General features: G+C 68.4%; 21 protein-coding genes. 8 read left to right on the top strand and 13 right to left on the bottom strand.

Going from position 1 to position 20,968, the window contains the following annotated elements; genetic code table 11:
* Nucleotides 1-20: 20 nt before the first annotated feature.
* Nucleotides 21-914 carry an NAD(P)-dependent oxidoreductase gene (locus ASC76_RS20990; RefSeq protein ID WP_056471396.1) on the top strand — a complete coding sequence of 298 codons (894 nt, stop codon included), beginning with the start codon at nucleotides 21-23 and terminating at the stop codon, nucleotides 912-914.
* Between the two features lie 19 nt (nucleotides 915-933).
* Here ASC76_RS20990 and ASC76_RS20985 read toward each other — a convergent pair whose 3' ends face one another.
* From ASC76_RS20985 to ASC76_RS20970, 4 genes are all read right to left on the bottom strand, one after another.
* Entirely contained in the window at nucleotides 934-1,575 is a 642-nt protein-coding gene (locus ASC76_RS20985; protein ID WP_056471393.1) for a BON domain-containing protein, read from the bottom strand.
* Nucleotides 1,572-2,168 carry a phosphoheptose isomerase gene (locus tag ASC76_RS20980; RefSeq protein WP_056471390.1) on the bottom strand — a complete coding sequence of 199 codons (597 nt, stop codon included), beginning with the start codon at nucleotides 2,166-2,168 and terminating at the stop codon, nucleotides 1,572-1,574. The genes ASC76_RS20985 and ASC76_RS20980 overlap by 4 nt, the downstream gene beginning before the upstream one ends.
* A gap of 53 nt (nucleotides 2,169-2,221) precedes the next feature.
* Nucleotides 2,222-2,872: a hypothetical protein gene (locus tag ASC76_RS20975; protein ID WP_235580546.1), complete on the bottom strand. Its 651-nt coding sequence runs from the start codon at nucleotides 2,870-2,872 to the stop codon at nucleotides 2,222-2,224.
* Between the two features lie 82 nt (nucleotides 2,873-2,954).
* Nucleotides 2,955-3,317: a YraN family protein gene (locus ASC76_RS20970; protein WP_056471385.1), complete on the bottom strand. Its 363-nt coding sequence runs from the start codon at nucleotides 3,315-3,317 to the stop codon at nucleotides 2,955-2,957.
* A 43-nt stretch (nucleotides 3,318-3,360) separates the two neighbouring features.
* Between ASC76_RS20970 and rsmI the strand changes: the two genes are divergently transcribed.
* Nucleotides 3,361-4,260 carry a 16S rRNA (cytidine(1402)-2'-O)-methyltransferase gene (gene rsmI / locus ASC76_RS20965; protein WP_056471383.1) on the top strand — a complete coding sequence of 300 codons (900 nt, stop codon included), beginning with the start codon at nucleotides 3,361-3,363 and terminating at the stop codon, nucleotides 4,258-4,260.
* A 6-nt stretch (nucleotides 4,261-4,266) separates the two neighbouring features.
* Here rsmI and ASC76_RS20960 read toward each other — a convergent pair whose 3' ends face one another.
* Nucleotides 4,267-5,247: an NAD(P)H-binding protein gene (locus tag ASC76_RS20960; RefSeq protein WP_056471380.1), complete on the bottom strand. Its 981-nt coding sequence runs from the start codon at nucleotides 5,245-5,247 to the stop codon at nucleotides 4,267-4,269.
* A 93-nt stretch (nucleotides 5,248-5,340) separates the two neighbouring features.
* On the opposite strand from ASC76_RS20960, the gene ASC76_RS20955 reads away from it, so the two are divergent.
* The 4 genes from ASC76_RS20955 to ASC76_RS20940 all read left to right on the top strand — a co-directional run bounded on the left by ASC76_RS20955 (nucleotide 5,341) and on the right by ASC76_RS20940 (nucleotide 9,571).
* Complete coding sequence (locus ASC76_RS20955) at nucleotides 5,341-6,249, top strand: LysR family transcriptional regulator (RefSeq protein ID WP_056471377.1); 909 nt, start codon at nucleotides 5,341-5,343, stop codon at nucleotides 6,247-6,249.
* Between the two features lie 97 nt (nucleotides 6,250-6,346).
* Entirely contained in the window at nucleotides 6,347-7,822 is a 1,476-nt protein-coding gene (tldD, locus tag ASC76_RS20950; protein WP_056471374.1) for a metalloprotease TldD, read from the top strand.
* A gap of 213 nt (nucleotides 7,823-8,035) precedes the next feature.
* Nucleotides 8,036-9,163, top strand: a complete 1,128-nt coding sequence (locus ASC76_RS20945) for a 3-deoxy-7-phosphoheptulonate synthase (RefSeq protein ID WP_056471371.1) — start codon at nucleotides 8,036-8,038, stop codon at nucleotides 9,161-9,163.
* Nucleotides 9,164-9,283: 120 nt separating this feature from the next.
* Entirely contained in the window at nucleotides 9,284-9,571 is a 288-nt protein-coding gene (locus ASC76_RS20940; RefSeq protein ID WP_056471368.1) for an EF-hand domain-containing protein, read from the top strand.
* A 2-nt stretch (nucleotides 9,572-9,573) separates the two neighbouring features.
* Here the strand turns inward: ASC76_RS20940 and ASC76_RS20935 are convergent, their stop codons facing one another.
* Nucleotides 9,574-10,167 (bottom strand): cob(I)yrinic acid a,c-diamide adenosyltransferase, encoded by a 594-nt coding sequence (locus tag ASC76_RS20935; RefSeq protein ID WP_056471365.1) that lies wholly within the window; start codon nucleotides 10,165-10,167, stop codon nucleotides 9,574-9,576.
* Nucleotides 10,168-10,244: 77 nt separating this feature from the next.
* Between ASC76_RS20935 and ASC76_RS20930 the strand changes: the two genes are divergently transcribed.
* A complete protein-coding gene (locus ASC76_RS20930; protein WP_056472115.1) occupies nucleotides 10,245-11,666 on the top strand; it encodes an FAD-binding oxidoreductase in 1,422 nt (473 codons plus the stop codon).
* An 8-nt stretch (nucleotides 11,667-11,674) separates the two neighbouring features.
* Here the strand turns inward: ASC76_RS20930 and ASC76_RS20925 are convergent, their stop codons facing one another.
* The 5 genes from ASC76_RS20925 to ASC76_RS20905 all read right to left on the bottom strand — a co-directional run bounded on the left by ASC76_RS20925 (nucleotide 11,675) and on the right by ASC76_RS20905 (nucleotide 18,339).
* Nucleotides 11,675-13,294 carry a SpoVR family protein gene (locus ASC76_RS20925; protein WP_056471362.1) on the bottom strand — a complete coding sequence of 540 codons (1,620 nt, stop codon included), beginning with the start codon at nucleotides 13,292-13,294 and terminating at the stop codon, nucleotides 11,675-11,677.
* 13 nt (nucleotides 13,295-13,307) lie between these two features.
* Complete coding sequence (locus tag ASC76_RS20920) at nucleotides 13,308-14,588, bottom strand: YeaH/YhbH family protein (RefSeq protein ID WP_056471358.1); 1,281 nt, start codon at nucleotides 14,586-14,588, stop codon at nucleotides 13,308-13,310.
* A gap of 28 nt (nucleotides 14,589-14,616) precedes the next feature.
* Entirely contained in the window at nucleotides 14,617-16,539 is a 1,923-nt protein-coding gene (locus ASC76_RS20915) for a PrkA family serine protein kinase (protein ID WP_056471355.1), read from the bottom strand.
* 319 nt (nucleotides 16,540-16,858) lie between these two features.
* The gene (locus tag ASC76_RS20910) at nucleotides 16,859-17,773 is read right to left on the bottom strand and encodes a ParB/RepB/Spo0J family partition protein (protein WP_056471352.1); all 915 of its coding nucleotides are present in this window, start codon (nucleotides 17,771-17,773) and stop codon (nucleotides 16,859-16,861) included.
* A gap of 17 nt (nucleotides 17,774-17,790) precedes the next feature.
* Nucleotides 17,791-18,339: an alpha/beta hydrolase gene (locus ASC76_RS20905; protein WP_056471349.1), complete on the bottom strand. Its 549-nt coding sequence runs from the start codon at nucleotides 18,337-18,339 to the stop codon at nucleotides 17,791-17,793.
* Between the two features lie 48 nt (nucleotides 18,340-18,387).
* Here ASC76_RS20905 and argC point away from each other — a divergent pair, with 48 nt between their 5' ends.
* Nucleotides 18,388-19,329, top strand: coding sequence for an N-acetyl-gamma-glutamyl-phosphate reductase (gene argC / locus ASC76_RS20900; RefSeq protein WP_056471344.1), 942 nt, complete (start codon nucleotides 18,388-18,390; stop codon nucleotides 19,327-19,329).
* A gap of 15 nt (nucleotides 19,330-19,344) precedes the next feature.
* Here the strand turns inward: argC and ASC76_RS20895 are convergent, their stop codons facing one another.
* Both ASC76_RS20895 and ASC76_RS20890 read right to left on the bottom strand, forming a co-directional pair.
* The gene (locus tag ASC76_RS20895) at nucleotides 19,345-20,145 is read right to left on the bottom strand and encodes a GNAT family N-acetyltransferase (RefSeq protein WP_157615941.1); all 801 of its coding nucleotides are present in this window, start codon (nucleotides 20,143-20,145) and stop codon (nucleotides 19,345-19,347) included.
* Nucleotides 20,142-20,927 carry a ParA family protein gene (locus tag ASC76_RS20890; RefSeq protein ID WP_056471339.1) on the bottom strand — a complete coding sequence of 262 codons (786 nt, stop codon included), beginning with the start codon at nucleotides 20,925-20,927 and terminating at the stop codon, nucleotides 20,142-20,144. Before ASC76_RS20890 ends, ASC76_RS20895 begins: the two co-directional genes overlap by 4 nt.
* Nucleotides 20,928-20,968: the final 41 nt, after the last annotated feature.

Below are 20,968 nucleotides of genomic sequence, written 5' to 3'. Positions count from 1 at the left end.
CATTTCAAGGAACCCCCTCGATGAGCACCAGGACCTACGAACCCACTCCGGCGCGCCGTGTCGCCTTCCTCGGCCTCGGCGTGATGGGCTACCCGATGGCTGGACACCTGGCCGCGGCCGGCCACACCGTGACGGTCTACAACCGCTCGCCGGCGAAAGCCGCGCAGTGGACGGCCGAGCACGGGCACGCCGCTGCCGCGACGCCGCGGGCCGCCGCGACCGGCGCGGAGATCGTTTTCTGCTGCGTCGGCAACGACGATGACCTGCGCTCGGTCGTGCTCGGTGACGACGGTGCGTTGGCCGGCATGGCGCCGGGTGCGATCTTCGTCGACCACACGACGGCCTCGGCCGAGGTGGCGCGCGAACTCGGCGCAGCCGCGCAGGCGTGCGGTCTGCAGTTCATCGACGCGCCGGTCTCGGGCGGCAACCTCGGGGCGATCAGCGGCGCGCTGACCGTGATGTGCGGCGGAGACGCGGCCGCGTTCGCGGCGATCCAGCCGGTCGCGATGGCGTTCTCGAAGGCGGTGACGCTGCTCGGCGAAAGCGGTGCCGGCCAGCTCGCGAAGATGGTCAACCAGATCGCGATCGCGGGGCTGGTGCAGGGACTGGCCGAGGCGATCGCCTTCGGCACGAAAGCCGGCCTCGACATGAAGGCGGTGCTCGGCGTGATCGGCAAGGGCGCCGCCCAGAGCTGGCAGATGGACAACCGCGGGCCGACGATGATCGACGACAAGTTCGACTTCGGCTTCGCGGTCGACTGGATGCGCAAGGACCTCGGCATCGCGCTCGACGAGGCCAAGCGCAACGGTGCGCGGCTGCCGGTGACGGCGTTGGTCGACCAGTTCTACGCCGACATCCAGGCCCAGGGCGGCAACCGGCTCGACACCTCGAGCCTGCTGCGCCGCCTGCGCTGAGTCACGCGCCGGCGCGCGCTCAGGTCTTGGGCGCGGCGCCGGGCTTGGGCTGCAGATCGTTCAGCTCGGCCTCGGTGACGATCTCGAAGACCTTCACGACCTTCTGCACGCCACCGACGCCGCGCGCGATGTCGCCGGCGCGGGTGGCTTCGCGCTCGGTGACGCGGCCCATCAGGTAGACGATGCCACGCTCGGTCACGACCTTGAAGGCGCTCGCCTGAACGTCCTTCGCGTCGACCATGCTGGCCTTGACCTTGCTGGTCAGCAGCGTGTCGTTCGAGCGGTTGCCGAACGACGCGGTCGGCCCGATCGCGACCTCGTTGACAACCGAGCGCACGCCCTCGATCGCCGAGACGACGCGCTCGACGGCGGCCTTGTCGGCCTCGTTGGTCACCGCGCCGGTCAGCAGCACGATGCGGTTGTAGCTCGTGGTGCTGATATTGCCGCGGTCGCCGATGGTCTCGTTGATGCGCTTGGTGGCCTTCAGCTCGATCGCCTGGTCGTCGACCTGCGCGCCGGAACTGCGCCGGTCGGTGACGACCATCGAGCTGCCGACGATCGCGCCACCCAGCAGGAGCGGCGCGCAGGCGGTGAGTGCGGTGGAGGCGACGACGGCGCCGAGCAGCGCGCTCAGGCGCCAGGTGGAAGTCTTGGAAGTCATGTGTTTTCCTGTTCGCCGAGCAGTTGCAGGTCGACCGCATCGCACAGGCAGTGCACTGTGAGCAGGTGCACCTCCTGGATGCGCGCGGTGCGCTCGTGCGGCACGCAGATGAGCACGTCGGTCTCGGTCAGCATCTCGCGGATCTTGCCGCCCTTGTGGCCGGTCAGCGCGATCACGACCATCTCCTTGGCGCGGGCCGCCTCGATCGCGGCGATCACGTTGGCGGAGTTGCCGCTGGTGCTGATCGCCAGCAGCACGTCGCCGGGCGCGCCCAGCGCCTGCACCTGCTTCGAAAAGATGGCGTTGAAGTCGTAGTCGTTGCCGATCGCGGTCAGGATCGAGCTGTCGGTCGTCAGCGCGATCGCCGCCAGACCGGGCCGCTCCCGCTCGAAGCGGCCGACGAACTCGGCCGCGAAGTGCTGCGCGTCGGCGGCCGAGCCGCCGTTGCCGCAGGCCAGCACCTTGCCGCCCGCAGTGATGCTGCCGACCAGGGCGCTGACGGCGTCGGCGATGGGCTTCGCGAGAACCTCGGCGGCGGCGTATTTCAGGTCGGCGCTGTCGAAGAACTGCTGTTGGATTCGTTGTTCAAGCATGACCACGGATCATATGACACGGTCCTGGCGCGCCAGTTCCCTGCGACGCGGCGTCAGCGGGGCAGGTACAGGCGGTCGGTGTAGGTCGCGAGATGATGCGGCCGAAACGCGACCAGTGCGGCCACAACGAGCCCGCTGATCGTCGCTTCGCCGAAGGCTGCCAGCAGGGTGCCGAGCCACTGGTCGCCCCGTGCGAGCCCGCTCGCCGGCCAGACCGCGGGCGCGACGGCGAGCGCGGCGGTTCCCGCCAGCGCCAGTGCAACGATGATCGCGAAGAAGCCGCGCACGAGGATGTAGATGAACAGGTGCCGGGGCAGCCAGCGCCGGGACGCCGCACCGAACAGGAGCGTCAGGGTGGCGGGCGCCAGGCCCAGCCACAGCAACCGGTGCACCGCCTCGAACGGCTCGAGGTGCCCGGCCAGCCCGGCCACCAGGGCCACGGGGGCCATCATCACGACGGTCAGCGGCCAGCCGGCGAGCAGCACGGACAAGGGCGCCAGCGACATGACCGGCACGATCGGATTCGCGAGCAATCGATCGAGCGACCACAGGACCGGCATCGCCGCCCAGGTCGCGACCCAGACCCAGGCGGGCCCGGCAGGACCGATGCAACGCAGCGGCCGCAGGCTGACCGCCACGGCGACGAGACACACCGCCGCGAGCGCTTCGGCCATGCCGGTGATCGGGGCGGACGATGGGTCCATGCACGCAGCTTAGTCCTGCCGTGCCCTGGCGGCTGTAGGAACTGCGAATAGCGCGCCGTAGTCCCGCGCCCTGGCGGGTCGCTCAGGCGTCGAACGCACCGCGAAGCCACTCGATTTGCGCGCCGTCGATCGCGACCACGTCGAAGCGGCAAGGGGGCACGGTGCGCAGGGTGCGCAGGAAATACTGCGCCGCGAGGATGAGGCTGCGCTGCTTGGCGGCGGACACGCTCGCCGCGGCGCCGCCGTGACTGGCCGAGCGCCGCGCGCGGACCTCGGCGAACACCAGCGTGCCGTCGCGCTCGCGCAGGATCAGGTCGATCTCGCCGCCGCGCGCGTTCGGGCCGCGCGCGACCCGATAATTGCGGCGCACCAGGGTCAGGCCCTGGGCCAGCAGGTGCGCCAGGGCGCGCGCCTCGGCGGCGTCGCCACTCTCTTTGGTCGTCATACCCGGAACCGCCGTGCCCTCATCCTCCGCCGACTCGCTCTCGATGCTGCAGTCCGCCGCGGCCCATGCGGCTGGCGCGCAGCAGTACCCCGCGGGCGCACTGTACGTGGTCGCCACGCCGATCGGCAACCTGGCCGACATCACGCTGCGCGCGATCCATGTGCTCGGGCTGGTCGACGCCGTGGCCTGCGAGGACACGCGCCACAGCGGGCCGCTGCTGCGCCAGCTCGGCATCGAGACCAAGGCGCTGCTGGCGGTCCATGAGCACAACGAGCGCGAAGCTGCGGCAGGCGTGCTGTTGCGCCTGGCACGCGGCGAGCGGGTCGCCTACATCAGCGACGCCGGCACGCCGGCGATCAGCGACCCGGGCGCGGCGCTGGTCGCGGCGGTTCAGGCTGCCGGCTACCGGGCCCTGCCGATCCCGGGCGCCAGCAGCGCCGTGGCCGCGTTGAGCGTCGCCGGCGATGCGCTCGGCGGGCCCTTCACCTTCATCGGCTTCCTGCCGCAGCGCAGCGGCGAGCGCGCGCTGGCGCTGCAGCGCCTGGCGGGCGATGCGCGCACGCAGGTGCTGTTCGAGGCGCCGCACCGGATCGAAGCGCTCGCGTCCGCTCTGGCCGAAGCGTGCGCAGGTCGCGCAGTGACGGTGTGCCGCGAGCTGACCAAGCAGTTCGAAACCGTGCAGACGCTGCCCGCGAACGCGCTGCCGGCGTGGCTCGCGTCGGACGCGAACCGCAGCCGCGGCGAGTTCGTGCTGGTCGTGCACGCGCTCGCCGCCGCCGAGCCCGACGCGACGGCGCCGGCCCATGACGCGACGCTGCGCACGTTGATGGCGGCGCTGCCGCTGAAGCAGGCCGTCGCGCTTGCGGCCGAACTCACCGGCGCGCCGCGCAACGCGCTGTACGAGCGTGCGCTGGCACTGAAGAACGCCGCCGCCGACGACTAGGGCGCCTCAGCGCGTCGCTGCGCCGGCCGCGCTCAGCGGCGGGGCGAGCGGCGCGTCGAGTTCGACCAGCGCCGCACGCAGCGCCTGCGGCAGCGGTGTGTGCGGCACGGGGCCGATCAGCGCACGCAGCGCCGAATCGTCGAGCGCGTGCGGGCGCTGCCACAGGTAGCGCATCGTCTGCAGTTCGCGCCACATCGGGACGAACGGCGACACCAGTCGGATCAGCGTCCATGGGAGATCGACGCGCCGCAGCGTGCGGCCGGTCTGGGCCTCGAACGCCCACTTGAAGTCTTCGCCGGTCAGTGTGTGGCCGGCGAAGTGCAGCCGCCGGTGGCCGCGCAACTGCTGGCGGCGTTCCGCCACCTTCACGAAGGTTTGTGCCAGGTCAGGCAGGTAGGCCCAGGCGTGGGCGACGTCGGCGCGGCCGGGGTAGACGAACCGGTCCTTGCCGAGCTTGGACGCGAGTGCCATGTCGAACCACGTGCCCGGCCCCGGGCCACCGAAGAAGTCGCCGGCGCGGATCACGACGCTGTCGACACCGTCGAGCGCGGCGGCGGCCAGGCGCGCCTCCATCTCGATGCGGATCCGCGCCTTCGGCACGTCCCCACGTTCGGGCGTGTCCGGCGTCAGCACCGGCGGGAGCTCGCGGCCGAAGTTGTAGACGTTGCCGGGCAGCATCAGCAGGGCGCCGCTGGCGCGCGCCGCGGCGAGCGCCGCGTCGGCCAGCGGCAGCGCCAGGCGGTCCCACTCGGTGTAGACCGGATTCAGCGCGTTGACGATCGTGATGCAGCCCTGGGCTGCGGCCGCCAGCGCGGCGTTGTCGGTCGCGTCGCACCGGACCGGCTGGACGCGGCTGTGCGTTGCGAGCGTGACCGGCAGCGGCTTGCGGGACTGGGCGCGCACGTGCCAGCCGGCCGAGGCGAAGGCGAGCGCCAGCAACTGGCCGATGCGACCGGCGGCGCCGAGGATCAGGACGGTGGATGACATGGCGGATCTCGCTGGACGGTGGATCGATGACCTGATTCTTGGGCGCGGCGACGCGATGCACAATCGACTCCGCTGCATGGACGTCATTCATCGATGAATAGCAAGATCGTCGGATCACCGGCCCGCGCCGAGCCGGACTGGAGTCTGCTTCGCACGTTTCTCGAGGTCGCGACCAGCGGCTCGATGAGCCGCGCGGCACAGGCGCTCGGCAGCAGCCAGCCGACGCTGAGCCGGCAGATCGCGCAGCTCGAGGCCCAACTCGGGCATGCGCTGTTCGAGCGCACGACGCGCGGCGTGCGCCTGACCGACGCGGGCACGGCCCTGCGCGAGCCGGCCGAGCGCATGCGCGAGCACGCGCAACAGCTCGCGATGGTGGCGGCCGGCCGTTCGCAGGCGCTGGCCGGCACGGTGCGCATCACCGCCAGCGAGATGGTCAGCGCCTACCTGCTGCCGGACATGCTGCGCGCCCTGCGCGTCACGCACCCGGAGATCCAGGTCGAGCTGGTGGCCAGCAACGCGGTCGAGAACCTGCTCGAACGCGAGGCCGACATCGCGCTGCGCATGGTCCGGCCGCAGCAGGGCACGCTCATCGCGCGCCGCCTGCCCGACCAACCGCTGGCGCTGTACGCCCATGGCGACTACGTGCTGGCGCAGGGCCAGCCGACGCCAGCGACGCTGGAGCGGCACGAATGGGTCGGCTATGACCGTTCGGACCAGATGCTGCGCGGCTTTCGCGACGCCGGGTTCCAGGTCGGCAAGGAGATGTTCGCCTTCCGCTGCGACAACCAGATCGTGGCCTGGCACGCGGTGCTCGCGGGGCTGGGCATCGGCGTCGGCATGGTACGCGTCGCGGCCCTGTCGCCGCAACTGGTGCGGGTGCTGCCGAAGATCCCGGTGCCGCCGCTGCCGTTGTGGCTCACGGCGCACCGCGAGTTGCGCGGCACGCCGCGGCTCAAGCTCGTGTTCGACTTCCTCGCCGCGGCGTTCGCGTCCGCTCGCTGAACGGCAGCTCCTGTCGTGCGCAGGGCCAAGCGCGGCCGTGCGCGCGTACCGCGGGGCCGACTCCTACAATCGCCGCACCCCGCTTCAGGACGCTCCGATGATCTCTCGCGAACCCACGATCGAACGCCTGGCCGTTGCCCGCTCGCTGCTGCTCGAGCCGTTCGGCCTGACCGAGGCCACGCTGGCCAAGGCGCTCGCGACGATCGCGACGCACCGCATCGACGACGCCGACCTCTACTTCCAGTACACCCGCAGCGAGGGCTGGAGCCTGGAAGAGGGCATCGTCAAGAGCGGCAGCTTCGGCATCGACCAGGGCGTCGGCGTGCGCGCGGTCGCCGGCGAGAAGACCGCGTTCGCGTACTCGGACGACATCACCGAGGCCGCGCTGATGGACGCCGCGAGGACGGTGCGCACGATCGCCGCGGCCGGCCAGAGCCGCAAGGTCAAGGTCGGCACGAAGCAGAAGGTCGGCGCGAGCCGCGTGCTCTACGCGCCGATGGACCCGATCGCGACGCTGGACAGCACGCAGAAGGTCGCGCTGCTCGAGAAGGTCGAGAAGCTGGCACGCTCCAAGGACCCGCGCATCGTGCAGGTGATGGCGGGCCTGGCCGGCGAGTACGACGTGGTGATGGTCGCGCGCGCCGACGGCACCCTGGCCGCGGACGTGCGCCCGCTGGTGCGCCTGAGCGTCACGGTGATCGCCGAGCAGACGATCGGCGGCGAGGTGCGCCGCGAGGTCGGCTCGGGCGGCGGCGGCGGGCGCTTCGGCTTCGGCTACTTCCACGACGACGTGATCGAAGGCTACGTGCAGGACGCCGTCAACGCGGCGCTGACCAACCTCGAATCGCGGCCCGCGAAGGCGGGCGAGATGAGCGTGGTGCTCGGGCCGGGCTGGCCGGGCGTGCTGCTTCACGAGGCGATCGGCCACGGCCTCGAAGGTGACTTCAACCGCAAGGGCAGCAGCGCGTTCAGCGGCCGCGTCGGCCAGCGCGTCGCCGCCAAGGGCGTGACGGTGCTCGACGACGGCACCATCCCCGACCGGCGCGGCTCGCTCAACGTCGACGACGAGGGCAACGCCTCGCAGCGCAACGTGCTGATCGAGGACGGCATCCTGAAGGGCTACATCCAGGACTCGATGAACGCGCGCCTGATGGGCGTCGCGCCGACCGGCAACGGCCGCCGCGAGAGCTACGCCGCGGTGCCGATGCCGCGCATGACCAACACCTACATGCTGGGCGGCGACAAGACCAGGGAAGAGATCGTCGCCGGCCTCAAGCGCGGCCTGTACGCCACCAATTTCGGCGGCGGCCAGGTCGACATCACGAGCGGCAAGTTCGTGTTCTCGGCGAGCGAGGCGTTCTGGGTCGAGAACGGCAAGATCCAGTACCCGGTGAAGGGCGCGACCATCATCGGCAACGGCCCGGATGCGCTGACCCGCGTCAGCATGATCGGCAACGACATGAAGCTCGACCCGGGCGTGGGCGTGTGCGGCAAGGAAGGGCAGAGCGTGCCGGTCGGCGTCGGCCAGCCGACGTTGCGCATCGACCGCCTCACGGTCGGCGGCACCGCCTGAGCGCGGCGGGCGCGAGACCCTGTGCTACATTCGCGCCCATGATTTCCCGCGCCGTTTACTTTGCGTACTTTTGGAGCTCCCACCGCCCTGCGGCCGGAGAGGCCAGCGCACACGCCAAGTAAAGCGCCAAAGAATCTCCGAAAACCGCCGGGCTCACCCCCGGCGGTTTTTTTTCGGCTGCACGAACTCGAATCCCCCTTCAGGAGCACCGCCATGACGAACAAGACGAACACCGCATCCGCCGAGGGTTGGTATGCGCACAGCGAACGCACCAGCCAGACCGACGACCAGCGGATCGAGGACGTGACGCCGCTGCCGCCGCCGGAGCACCTGATCCGCTTCTTCCCGATCGCCGGCACCCCGGTCGAGACGCTGATCGGCAACACCCGCGCCGCGATCCGCCGGATCATGCAGAAGAAGGACGACCGGCTGCTCGTGATCATGGGGCCGTGCTCGATCCACGACCCGGTCGCCGCCGCCGAGTACGCGCGCCGGCTGCTGGTGCAGCGCGAGAAGTACAAGGACACGCTCGAGATCGTGATGCGGGTCTACTTCGAGAAGCCGCGCACGACGGTCGGCTGGAAGGGCCTGATCAACGACCCGTACCTCGACGAGAGCTACCGCATCGACGAGGGCCTGCGCATCGCGCGCCAGCTGCTGCTGGAGATCAACCGCTCGGGCATGCCGGCCGGCAGCGAGTTCCTCGACGTGATCTCGCCGCAGTACATCGGCGACCTGATCTCGTGGGGCGCGATCGGCGCGCGCACCACCGAGAGCCAAGTGCATCGCGAGCTGGCGTCGGGCCTGTCGGCGCCGATCGGCTTCAAGAACGGCACCGACGGCAACATCCGGATCGCGATCGACGCGATCCAGGCGGCGGCGCGGCCGCATCACTTCCTGTCCGTCCACAAGAACGGCCAGGTCGCGATCGTCGAGACGCGCGGCAACAAGGACTGCCACGTGATCCTGCGCGGCGGCAAGGCGCCGAACTACGACGCCGCGCACGTGGCCGCCGCCTGCAAGGAGATCGAGGCCGCCAAGCTCGACTGCACGCTGATGGTCGACTGCAGCCATGCCAACAGCAGCAAGCAGCACGAGCGCCAGGTCGACGTGGCGCGCGACGTGGCGGCGCAGCTGCGCGCCGGCAGCCGCTGCATCTTCGGTGTGATGGTCGAAAGCCACCTGCACGCCGGTGCGCAGAAGTTCAGCGCCGGCAAGGACGATCCGGCCAAGCTCGAGTACGGCAAGAGCATCACCGATGCGTGCATCGGCTGGGAGCATTCGCTCGAGGTGCTGGACGTCCTCAGCGAAGCGGTGAAGGCCCGCGCCGCGCTGAAGTGAACCGGCCCGCGGCGTCGGTAACCGACGTAATGGTGCGCAAGCGGAGTGGCGCGGCGGCGGCCGAGCAGGTCCAATCGATCACCGCCGCTGGCGCCCGGAGCGGCGCATGGAACCCACGAGATGCCTGACAAGCTGGATCGGCCGCTGCACGTCGGCCTGTTGATGGTGCTGGCCGGGCTGCTCGCGACGGCGCTGCCGGCCGCGGCCGGGTTGTCGGCCGTCGACCGGGAAGCGATCGAGGCCGCCTTCGCGCGCGCCGACACCAACGGCGACGGCAAGTTGTCCCGCGACGAGGCGCAGCGCTTCCCCGAAATCGCTGCGCGCTTCGACGAGCTCGACCGCGACCGCGACAGCTTCCTGTCGTTCGCCGAGTTCGCCGTCGGCGCGACGCCGCCGGTCAAGCAGTAGGCTCAATTAGCGGGCTCGTCGCCGGCGGTGTCGCGCGCGAGGCGCTCGCTCTTCCAGTACACGTCGTCGCCGCCCAGGCCGTCGAGGTTGGCCCGGTTCAGCACGCGCGCGAGCACGAACAGCAGGTCGGACAAGCGGTTCAGGTAGTGGCGTGGCTCCGCGCGCACCGCGTCGGCGGCCGTCAGCGCCACGACTGCGCGCTCGGCTCGGCGAGCGATGGTGCGCCCGACATGCGCGAGCGCCGCGCTGCGCGTGCCGGCCGGCAGGATGAACTCCTTCAGGCGCGGCAATTGGTCGTTGTAGTGCGCGAGTGCCTCGTCGAGCCGCAACACCGCGGCGGCCTTCAGCAGCTCGAAGCCCGGGATCGACAGCTCGCCGCCGAGGTTGAACAGCTCGTGCTGGATCACGACCAGCAGCTCGCGCACGTCGGCCGGCAGCGGCTCGGCCAGCAGCACGCCGAGCTGCGAGTTCAGTTCGTCGACATCGCCCATCGCCTGCACGCGCAGGTGGTCTTTCGGCACGCGCGTGCCGTCACCGAGACCGGTGGTGCCATCGTCGCCGGTGCGCGTCGCGATCTGGGAGAGTCGGTTGGCCATCGGCGGATGCTAGCGCGGTGCGTCGACCTTGGCACAATCGACATTCGGTCATGCCTTGCGTGGCCACGGAGACCCGCATGAACGCACCGCTGCCCGCCCACCTGTTGCCCCGCCTGGAGCCGCGTCCCGTGCCGGCCGCGATGTTGGCCGCGCTGCAGGCGCAGTTCGGCGCGCGTTGCTCGACGGCGCTGGCGGTGCGCGAGCAGCACGGCCGCGACGAGTCGCCGATCGACGCGCCGCCGCCCGAGGCGGTGGTGTACTGCGAGAGCACCGAGGACGTCGCGGCGGTGGTCAAGCTGGCCGACCAGCATGCGGTGCCGGTGATCCCGTTCGGCGTCGGCTCGTCGCTCGAAGGTCATCTTCTCGCGGTGCAGGGCGGCATCAGCATCGACCTGTCGCGCATGAACAGGATCATCGCGGTGCAACCGGAGGACCTGACGGTGACGGTGCAGGCCGGTGTGACGCGGATGCAGCTGAACAACGAGATCCGCCACACCGGATTGTTCTTCCCGATCGACCCGGGCGCCGATGCCAGTCTCGGCGGCATGAGTGCGACGCGGGCCAGTGGCACGAACGCGGTGCGCTACGGCACGATGCGCGAGAACGTCCTGGGGCTGACCGTGGTCACCGCGAGCGGCGAGACCATCCACACCGGCACGCGCGCGCGCAAGTCGTCGGCCGGCTACGACCTGACGCGCCTGATGGTCGGCAGCGAAGGCACGCTCGGCGTGATGACGGAGATCACGCTGCGCCTGTACCCGCTGCCCGAGGCGATCTCGGCGGCGACCTGCACCTTCCCCAGCATCGATGCGGCGGTGCGCACGACGATCCAGATCATCCAGATGGGCATTCCGATCGCGCGCTGCGAGCTGCTCGACGCGCACGCGGTGCGCGCCGTGAACCGCCACGACAAGCTGAGCCTGCCGGAGTCACCGCTGCTGCTGATGGAGTTCCACGGCAGCGAGGCGAGCGTCGCCGAGCAGGCCGCGACGGTGCAGGACATCGCGAGCGAGTTCGGCGGCTCCGGCTTCCAGTGGGCGACGACGCCGGAGGAGCGCACCCGGCTGTGGACGGCGCGCCACCACGCCTATTTCGCCGGCGCGCAGATGAAGCCGGGCTGCCGCACGGTGAGCACGGACACCTGCGTGCCCATCTCGCGCCTCGCCGAGTGCGTGACGACGGCCTCCGAGGCGGCCACGGCCGCCGGCATGCAGCACTACATCGTCGGCCACGTGGGCGACGGCAACTTCCACATCGCCTATCTGGTCGATCCGACCGTACCGGCCGAGCGCGAACTGGCGGAGCGGTTGAATCAGGAACTGGTGCAGCGGGCGATCGACGTGCAGGGCACCTGCAGTGGCGAGCACGGCATCGGGCTGCACAAGATGGATTTCCTCGTCAACGAGGCGGGCGCCGGTGCGATCGACATGATGCGCACGGTCAAGCGCGCGCTCGACCCGAAGAACATCATGAACCCCGGGAAGATCTTCTCGCTCTGACCGCGCGCTCAACTGGTCGGCGCCGGGACCGACAAGGTCTGCTGACTCGTCCCCGAACTGTCCACGCTCTCGAGGTGCACGCCGAAGCCCCACAGCCGCGCCACGTGCTTAAGCACCTCGTGCGAGCCCTCGTGCAGCGGGCGGTTGTTGTGGCGGGTGTGGCGCAGCGTCAGTGAGCGGTCGCCGCGCAGATTCACGTTCCAGACCTGGATGTCGGGCTCGCGGGAGCTGAGGTCGTACTGCTTCGACAACGCCTCGCGCAGCCGTTTGAACCCCGACGGGTCGTGGATCGCCGAGACCTGCAGGTTCTCGGCCTTTTCGTCGTCGAGGATCGCGAACAGGCGCAGGTCGCGCATCAGCTTGGGCGACAGGTATTGGCCGACGAAGCTTTCGTCCTTGAAGTTGCGCATCGCATGGTCGAGCGTCGGCAGCCAGGGCTGGCCGGCGAAGTTCGGGAACCACTCGCGGTCCTCGTCGGTCGGGTGCTCGCAGATGCGCTTGATGTCGGTGTACATCGCGAAGCCGAGCGCGTACGGGTTGATGCCGCTGTACGCGCGGTGCCCGACCGGTGGCTGGTAGATCACGTTGGTGTGCGACTTGAGCCACTCGATCATCACCCCGTCGGTCAGATACCCGTCGTCGTACATCGTGTTCAGCAGGTGGTGATGCCAGAACGTCGCCCAACCTTCGTTCATCACCTGCGTCTGGCGCTGCGGATAGAAATATTGCGCGATCTTGCGCACGATGCGCACGATCTCGCGCTGCCACGGTTCGAGCAGCGGTGCGTTCTTCTCGATGAAGTACAGGATGTTCTCCTGCAACTCGGCCGGGAAGCGCTTGACCTCAGCGGCTTCGCCGGTCTTCTCGACCTTGCGAGGTAACGTGCGCCAGATGTCGTTGACCTGCGACTGCGCGTGTGCCAGCCGGTCCTTGCGGCGCTCGAGTTCCTCGGCGAACGAGAGCTTGCTCGGGCGGCGATAGCGGTCGACGCCGTAGTTCTGCAGCGCGTGGCAGCTGTCGAGCAGTTCCTCGACCGGGCCGAGGCCGTGCTTCTCTTCGCACTCGGCGATGTAGTTCTTCGAGTAGACGAGGTAGTCGATGATCGACGACGCGTCGGTCCACAGCTTGAAGAGGTAGTTGCCCTTGAAGAAGCTGTTGTGGCCGTAGGCGGCGTGGGCAATCACGAGCGCCTGCATCGCGGTCGTGTTCTCCTCCATCAGGTAGCTGATGCAGGGGTCGGAGTTGATGACGATCTCGTACGCCAGCCCCATGTGGCCGCGCTTGTAGTTCTTCTCGTTGGCGATGAATTCCTTGCCGTAGCTCCAGTGGCGGTAGTTCACCGGCATGCCGATCGACGCGTAGGCGTCCATCATCTGTTCGGCGGTGATGATCTCGAGCTGGTTCGCGTAGGTGTCGAGGCCGAAGCGCGCCGCGGTCGCGCGGATGGCCTCGTGATACTGCTCGATCAGCTCGAAGCTCCAGTCGCTCGGGTCCGGAAGCGGGGCGGCGGGACGCGGGCCGGGCGGCCGCGGCGCCTGGAGCGGGCCGAGCTCGGCCTTGCGGCGGTCGTGCGGATAGGGCTGGGGCGGCTCGACGCCGACGCGGCGCTCGCCGGGAAACGTGCTCATGATGGTGCCCTTCTCATGCCGCAGCGCCTTCCTTCTTGAAGAGCTCGCGGAAAACCGGGTAGATCTGCGACGCCTGCGTGACCTTGCGCATCGCGAACGCCGGATGGCTTTCCTGCAGGCGCGAGTACTCTTCCCACAGGTTCTGCTCCTCCTCCGCGACCTGCACATAGGCAAAGTAGCGGCACGCGGGCAGCAGGCTCTCGGTCAGGATCTCGCGGCAGCGGCCGCTGTCGTGGTGCCAGTTGTCGCCGTCGCTGGCTTGCGCGCCGTAGATGTTCCATTCGGTCGGCGAGTAGCGGGCCTTGATGATCTCGTCCATCAGCACCAGCGCGCTGGAGACGACGGTACCGCCGGTCTCGCGCGCATGGAAGAAGTTCTCTTCGTCGACCTCCTGCGCCTGCGTGTGGTGGCGGATGAAGACCAGATCGATCTTGTCGTAGTGCCGCGTCAGGAACAGGTACAGCAGGATGAAGAAGCGCTTGGACAACTCCTTGCGCGCCTCGTCCATCGAGCCTGACACGTCCATCAGGCAGAACATCACCGCCTTGGTGGTCGGCACAGGCACGCGAACGCGGCTGCGGAAGCGCAGGTCGATCGGGTCGAGGTAGGGGATTCGTGACAACCGGTTCTTCAGCGCATCGATGCGCAGCATCAGGTCGTCGCGGTGCGCGTCGCGCAATTCGCTGGCGGGTTCGAGAAGCACCGCGGCGAGTTGCTCCTCGAGTTCGCGCAACTCACCGCGCGAGCCCGCGCCGATGGCCAGCCGTCGCCCGATCGCGCCGCGCATGGAGCGCACGACGCTGAGGTTGCTCGGCGTGCCGTCGCTGACGAAGCCGGCGCGATGGCTCTTCCATTCGGGCGTCTCGGCGAGCTGCGTCTGCGTCATCCGTGGCAGCGCGAGATCGTCGAAGAAGATCTGCATGAACTCTTCCTTGGTCAGATGGAAGACGAAATCGTCTTCACCTTCACCGGAGTCGCCGGCCTCGCCCTTGCCGCTGCCCTTGCCGCCGCCGCCCTTGGGCCGCTCGATCTGGTCGCCGGTCACGTACTCCTGGTTGCCCGGGTGCACCATCTCGCGGGTACCGCCGGGGCCGTGGCCGAACACCGGCTCCGAGATGTCCTTCTTCGGGATGCGGATGTCTTCGCCGCGCTCCATGTCGCGGATGCCGCGGCCGTCGACCGCGCGCCGCACGGCATCGCGCACCTGCGCGTGGTGGCGACGCAGGAAGCGCTCGCGGTTGCCGATCGACTTGTTCTTGCCTGCGAGCCTGCGATCGATGATCTGCTGAAGCATGAATACTCCGTTGGTCGCCCCGGGCGGATCAGCTGCTCTTGCGCACCCTCAGGTACCACTCACAAAGAAGACGGACCTGCTTGGCGGTGTAGCCCTTCTCGACCATCCGGTTGACGAAGTTCTCGTGCTTCTTGGCCTCGTCGGCGCTGGCCTTGGCGTTGAAACTGATGACCGGCAACAGCTCCTCGGTGTTCGAGAACATCTTCTTCTCGATCACGGTGCGCAGCTTCTCGTAGCTGGTCCACAGCGGGTTCTTGCCGGCGTTGCTGGCCCGCGCCCGCAGCACGAAATTGACGATCTCGTTGCGGAAGTCCTTCGGGTTGCTGATGCCGGCGGGCTTCTCGATCTTTTCGAGTTCGGCGTTCAGCGAGGCGCGATCGAACACTTCGCCGGTGTCGGTGTCGCGGTACTCCTGGTCCTGGATCCAGTAGTCGGCGTAGGTCACGTAGCGGTCGAAGATGTTCTGACCGTATTCGCTGTAGCTCTCCAGGTAAGCAGTCTGGATTTCCTTGCCGATGAACTCGGCATAGCGGGCCGACAGATGTTCCTTGATGAAGCCCAGGTACTTCTGCTCGAGCTCCGCCGGGAATTGCTCGCGCTCGATCTGCTGTTCGAGCACGTACATCAGGTGCACCGGGTTCGCGGCGACTTCGGCCGGGTCGAAGTTGAAGACCTTCGACAGGATCTTGAATGCGAAGCGCGTCGACACGCCGCTCATGCCTTCGTCGACCCCGGCATAGTCGCGGTACTCCTGGTAGCTCTTGGCGCGCGGGTCGGTGTCCTTGAGATTCTCGCCGTCGTAAATCTGCATCTTCGAGTACAGCGACGAGTTTTCGGGCTCTTTCAGGCGCGTCAGCATCGCGAACTGGCTCATCATCTTCAGCGTCCCGGGGGCGCACTTGGCGTCGACCAGCGACGAGCCGCGCAGCAGCTTCTCGTAGATCTTCACTTCTTCCGAGACGCGCAGGCAGTACGGGACCTTGACGATGTAGATGCGGTCGAGAAACGCCTCGTTGTTCTTGTTGTTGCGGAAGGTCTTCCACTCGCTCTCGTTGCTGTGCGCGAGCACGATGCCGTCGAACGGGATCGCGCCGAAGCCTTCGGTGCCCTTGAAGTTGCCTTCCTGCGTGGCGGTCAGCAGCGGGTGCAGCACCTTGATCGGTGCCTTGAACATCTCGACGAACTCGAGCAGGCCCTGGTTCGCCAGGCACAGGCCGCCGGAGAAGCTGTAGGCATCCGGGTCGTCCTGCGCGTAGGTCTCGAGCTTGCGGATGTCGACCTTGCCGACCAGTGCCGAGATGTCCTGGTTGTTCTCGTCGCCGGGCTCGGTCTTCGCGACGCCGACCTGCTTCAGCACGCTCGGCAGGCGCTTGACGACCTTGAACTTGCGGATGTCGCCGCCGTACTCTTCGAGGCGCTTGACGGCCCACGGGCTGAGGATGCGCTGCAGGTAGCGCGCCGGGATGCCGTACTCCTTCTCGAGCAATGGCCCGTCTTCCGTCGGGTCGAACAGCCCGAGCGGCGATTCGTTCACCGGCGAGCCCTTGATCGCGTAGAACGGCACGTGCTCCATCAACTGCTTCAGGCGCTCGGCGATCGAGCTTTTGCCGCCGCCGACCGGGCCGAGGAGGTAGAGGATCTGCTTCTTTTCCTCGAGGCCCTGGGCGGCGTGGCGGAAGTACGAGACGACCTGCTCGATCGCGTCTTCCATGCCGTAGAACTCGGCGAACGCAGGGTAGATCTTGATGACCTTGTTCGCGAACAGCCGCGACATGCGCGGGTCGTTGCGCGTGTCGACGAACTTGGGTTCGCCGATCGCCTTGAGCATGCGCTCGGCGGCGGTCGCATACGCAATCGGGTTGCGCTTGCACTCGGCGAGGTACTCCTCGATCGAGAGTTCTTCTTCGCGGCTGCGTTCGAACCGAGCGGCAAAGTTGCTGATCACGTCCATGCTGACTCCTGGGTGGTTGCCAAGGAGACGTTGAAGCGGGCGATGCCTTCGGCTTCAACGTCTTGGGGAAGTTCTGATGAAACCCGGTGGGGCGCCATCAGAGCTTTCCGTTTCAGCGGAGCGGTGTGTGAATCAAGCTTCGTTCATTCTGCGCCAGGCGGTCCTTCGAGTACAAGGTTCAAGACCACCCTTTTCGATGGGCTCGCACAACAACAAATGTCGGTACGGGTGTTTAGCAAACAACGTGCCGATGCGCTGCCGGTTGACCCTGTTACGTCACAGAGCGCCGCTGGATGCATGAAGTTCCGTGCGACGCTTCTCAGCGTGGCGGCAGGCCGAGCTTGTGCAGCAACCCGGTGAGTTCGTCGAGCGAGCCGAAGGCGATCGCGACCTCGCCCTGTTCGCCGCGTTTGGTCCGCTTCTTCACGCGGATGTCGACCTGTGCCGTCAACGCATCCGACAATTCCTGTTCGATGCGTTGCAGGTCGCGCGGCTTGTCGTGGCGCGCGCGCAGCAACGGCGTCTGACGGCCGGCGCTGCTGCTCGCGCTCGCGCGGGCGACCAGCTTCTCGGCTTCGCGCACCGAGAGCTTCTTCGAGACGATCGCGTTGGCGCTGAGGATCTGCTGTGCGCCGTCGAGCGGAAGCAGTGCGCGGGCGTGGCCCATGTCGATGTCGCCGGCCATCAGCATCTGCTGCACCGGCTCGGTCAGGTTCAACAAGCGCAGCAGGTTGCTCGCCGCGCTGCGCGAGCGACCGACCGCCTTCGCCGCGAGTTCGTGCGTGAGGCCGAACTCGTCGGTCAAGCGCTTCAGGCCCTGCGCTTCCTCGAGCGGGTTGAGGTCTTCGCGCTGGATGTTCTCGATCAGCGCCATCGCCGCGGCGGATTCGTCCGGCACGTCCTTCACCAGCACCGGCACCTCGTCGAGCCCGGCCAGGCGCGCGGCGCGCGTGCGGCGTTCGCCGGCGATGATCTCGAAGCGGTCGCCGCCGACCGGACGCACCAGGATCGGCTGCATCACGCCCTGCGCCTTGATGCTCTCGGCCAGCTCGTACAACGAGCCTTCGTCCATGCGTGTGCGTGGTTGGTACTTGCCGGGTTGCAGCTGCGCGAGCTTCAGGGTGTGCGGCACGCCGTCGCTGACTGTGGCGGGCGCGTCGCCGGCCTCTTTGACACGCGGGCCGAGCAGCGCTTCGAGGCCGAGGCCGAGGCCTTTGGGTTTCTTGGTGACCATGCGCGGATTGTCGGTGATCAGTCGAGCAGGGTCCGCAGCAGGGCGCGACCCTGCGGCCAGTCGCCCAGGCCCGACTCGCCGTTCAGGTGACCGCGCGGGCCGGCGTCGAACGACTGCGCGCCCCAGTCGCTCGCGAATTGCTGTGCGCGCAATGCGTCGCAATACGGATCGTCGCTGCTGATGGCGACCAGGCTCGCGAACGGCAGGCGCGTGCGGACGATCGGGCGCCAGCTGAACAGGTGCGGCGGCATGTCGTCCCGCTCGGCATCCGGCGGCGCGACCAGCAGCGCGCCGCGCACCCGCGCCGTGTGCTGCGAGTGGGCCGCCCACGCGGCGACGAGCAGGCAGCCCAGGCTGTGCGCGACCAGCACGGCGGGCGTGTCGGACGCCAGCAGCTCTTCGTCGAGCCGCGCCATCCAGTCGCCGCGCCGCGGCCACTGCCAGTCGTCCTGTTGCACGCGGCGGTCGCCATGCCGCGCCTCCCAAAGCGTCTGCCAGTGCGCGGCGTCGGAGTCGAGCCAGCCGGGGAGCAGCAGGATGCGGGGCGTGGTGGCATCGTCGGTCATGGGCGCTGGTTTATCCTTGCGAGCTGCTGTTTTGAAGGAGAAGGTGCCATGGCTTACCGCGCTTTTGTAGATGGCCAGGAGGGCACGACCGGCCTGCGCATCCACGAGTATCTCGCGCAGCGCGACGACATCGAGGTCCTGCGCATCGATGCCGACAAGCGCAAGGATGCCGCGGAGCGCGCGCGCTTGCTGAACGCGGCCGACGTGGCGTTCCTGTGCCTGCCCGATGCGGCGGCCAAGGAGGCGGCGGCGTTGGTCACCAACCCGAACACCTGCCTGATCGATGCCAGTACCGCGCACCGCACTGCGCCGGGCTGGGCCTTCGGGCTGCCGGAGCTGGCGCCGTCGCAGCGCCAACTCATCCGCGACTCGAAGCGCATCTCGAACCCTGGCTGCCATGCGTCGGCATTCATCCTGCTGCTGCGCCCGCTGGTCGACGCCGGCCTGGTGCCGCCCGGGCTGCCGATCTCGGCCAGTTCGATCACCGGTTACTCGGGTGGCGGCAAGAAGATGATCGAGCAGTACGAAGCCGGTGGCGACGCGCGGCTCGATGCGCCGCGCCCCTACGCGCTGGGCCTCGGCCACAAGCACGTGCCGGAGATGACGGCGCACACGGGGCTGACCACGAAGCCGATCTTCATGCCAATCGTCGGCAAGTTCTACAAGGGATTGTCGGTAAGCGTGCCCTTACATCTCTCGCAGTTGTCGGCAGGCGCCACGCCCGAGTCGGTACAGGCCGCGTTCGAAAAGCGCTACGCGGGCGAGCGTTTCGTCCGCGTGATGCCATTGCGGGATGCGCCGACGCTGGAAGACGGCTTCTTCGACGTCCAGGCGTGCAACGACACCAATCGCGTCGATATCTTCGTGTTCGCCAACGACCACCAACTGATCTTGATGGCCCGGCTGGACAACCTGGGCAAGGGGGCGAGCGGCGCGGCGGTCCAGTCGATGAACGTGCACCTCGGCGTGGACGAGTCGAAGGGGCTCTGACGCCCGGGGCGCCGCTCAGGCGGCGGAGGGATCGCGCGTGCGGTAGTGGTACGCGTAGCCATCGGTGAAGCCGAGGCGGTGGTACACGGCCCGGGCGGCGTGATTGTCGCCTTCGACCTGCAGGTAGGCGTGGCGCGCCCCCTGCGCTTGCGCTTCGACCAGCAGGTGGCGGCACAGCACGCCGGCGAGGCCTCGGCCACGCGCGGCGGGCGCGGTGAACACGTCGTACAGGCCGACCAGTTCGCCCTCGCGGGCAAATTGTCCGCAGGCGACCGTCTCACCGTCCTCCCGCAGCTCGTACGCGCTGAAAGGGACCGGCGAGTTGATCAGACGTTCCGCTTGCGCTTGCTGCTGAGCGAGCGGCGAGCCGCGGAAGCCGCCGACCCGGCGCGCGAAGGCGTGGGCGCCGATCGCCGTGATCGTGATGCCGTGTGCAATCGGCCGCGCCGCGAGGCGGCCCAGCTCGCCGAGCACCATCACTCGGGTGTCATCGAAGCTGCGCAAGCCTCGACTTTCGAGCTGCGCGTCCAGCTCGGCAGGCCGCGTGAACGGGGTGATCCGGACGATCAGCGGCAATCCGACCTCGGCGAACACCGCTTCGCAGGCGGCGAGCCGCTCGGCGATCGGCAGCCGCCCGTCGGCCACTGCGTTGACGCATCGAGCCCGCTTGGCCTTGCCGGGCGAGAAGCGCACCAGCCACCCATCGACCCAGCGCTGCTGCGGGGGCGCGCTGGCGTTCAGACCAGCGTCTTCGATTCGCGACAGCAGGGAAAAAGCCAGACCGGAGGCAAGCGCCGAGGTGGGACCGGGGGTCACGCGGCGACGCGCACCGGTGCGCCCAGGCGCTGCGACATTTCCTTCGCGAACTCGACGAACGCGATCGCGCCCTTGGACGCCGGGTCGAACACGACGCCCGGCAGCCCGTAACTCGGCGCCTCGGCCAACCGCACATTGCGCGGAATCACGGTGTTGAACACTTTCTCGCCGAAGTGCGCCTTGAGCTGTTCGCTGACTTGCTGCTGCAACGTGATGCGGGGGTCGAACATCACGCGCAGCAGGCCGATGATCTCCAGCTCGGGGTTGAGGTTGGCATGCACCTGCTTGATCGTGTTGACGAGGTCGCTCAAGCCTTCGAGCGCGAAATACTCGCACTGCATCGGCACGACGACGCCGTGGGCGCTGCACAGGCCGTTCAGCGTCAACAGGCTCAGCGAAGGCGGGCAGTCGATCAGCACGAAATCGTAGTCGTCCCGCACCGCCTGCAGCGCCCCCTTGAGCCGGCCGTTGCGGCGTTCGAGTTCGACCAACTCCACTTCGGCCCCCGCCAGTTCGCGGTTGGCGCCCAGCACGTCGTAGCCAGCTTTGGTCTGGACCTGACGAGCTTCCGCAATCGACGCGTTTTCCAACAGAACGTCATAGACGGTCAGGTCGAGCGCGCGCTTGTCGACACCTGAACCCATCGTCGCGTTGCCCTGGGGGTCCAGGTCGACCACCAGCACGCGCTTGCCGATTTGCGACAAACCGGCCGCAAGGTTGACCGTCGTCGTGGTCTTGCCGACGCCGCCTTTCTGATTCGCGATGCAGAAAATCCTGGCCATTGGCGCTCGAGAAAGGGGTGGGAGGAGGGGCGAGTGCCCGG

Source organism: Rhizobacter sp. Root404 (assembly GCF_001425865.1).
Taxonomy (GTDB): Bacteria; Pseudomonadota; Gammaproteobacteria; order Burkholderiales; family Burkholderiaceae_C; genus LMDS01.
The sequence above is the reverse complement of the archived record's forward strand: the minus strand, read 5'-3'. Positions and strand labels throughout refer to the sequence as shown.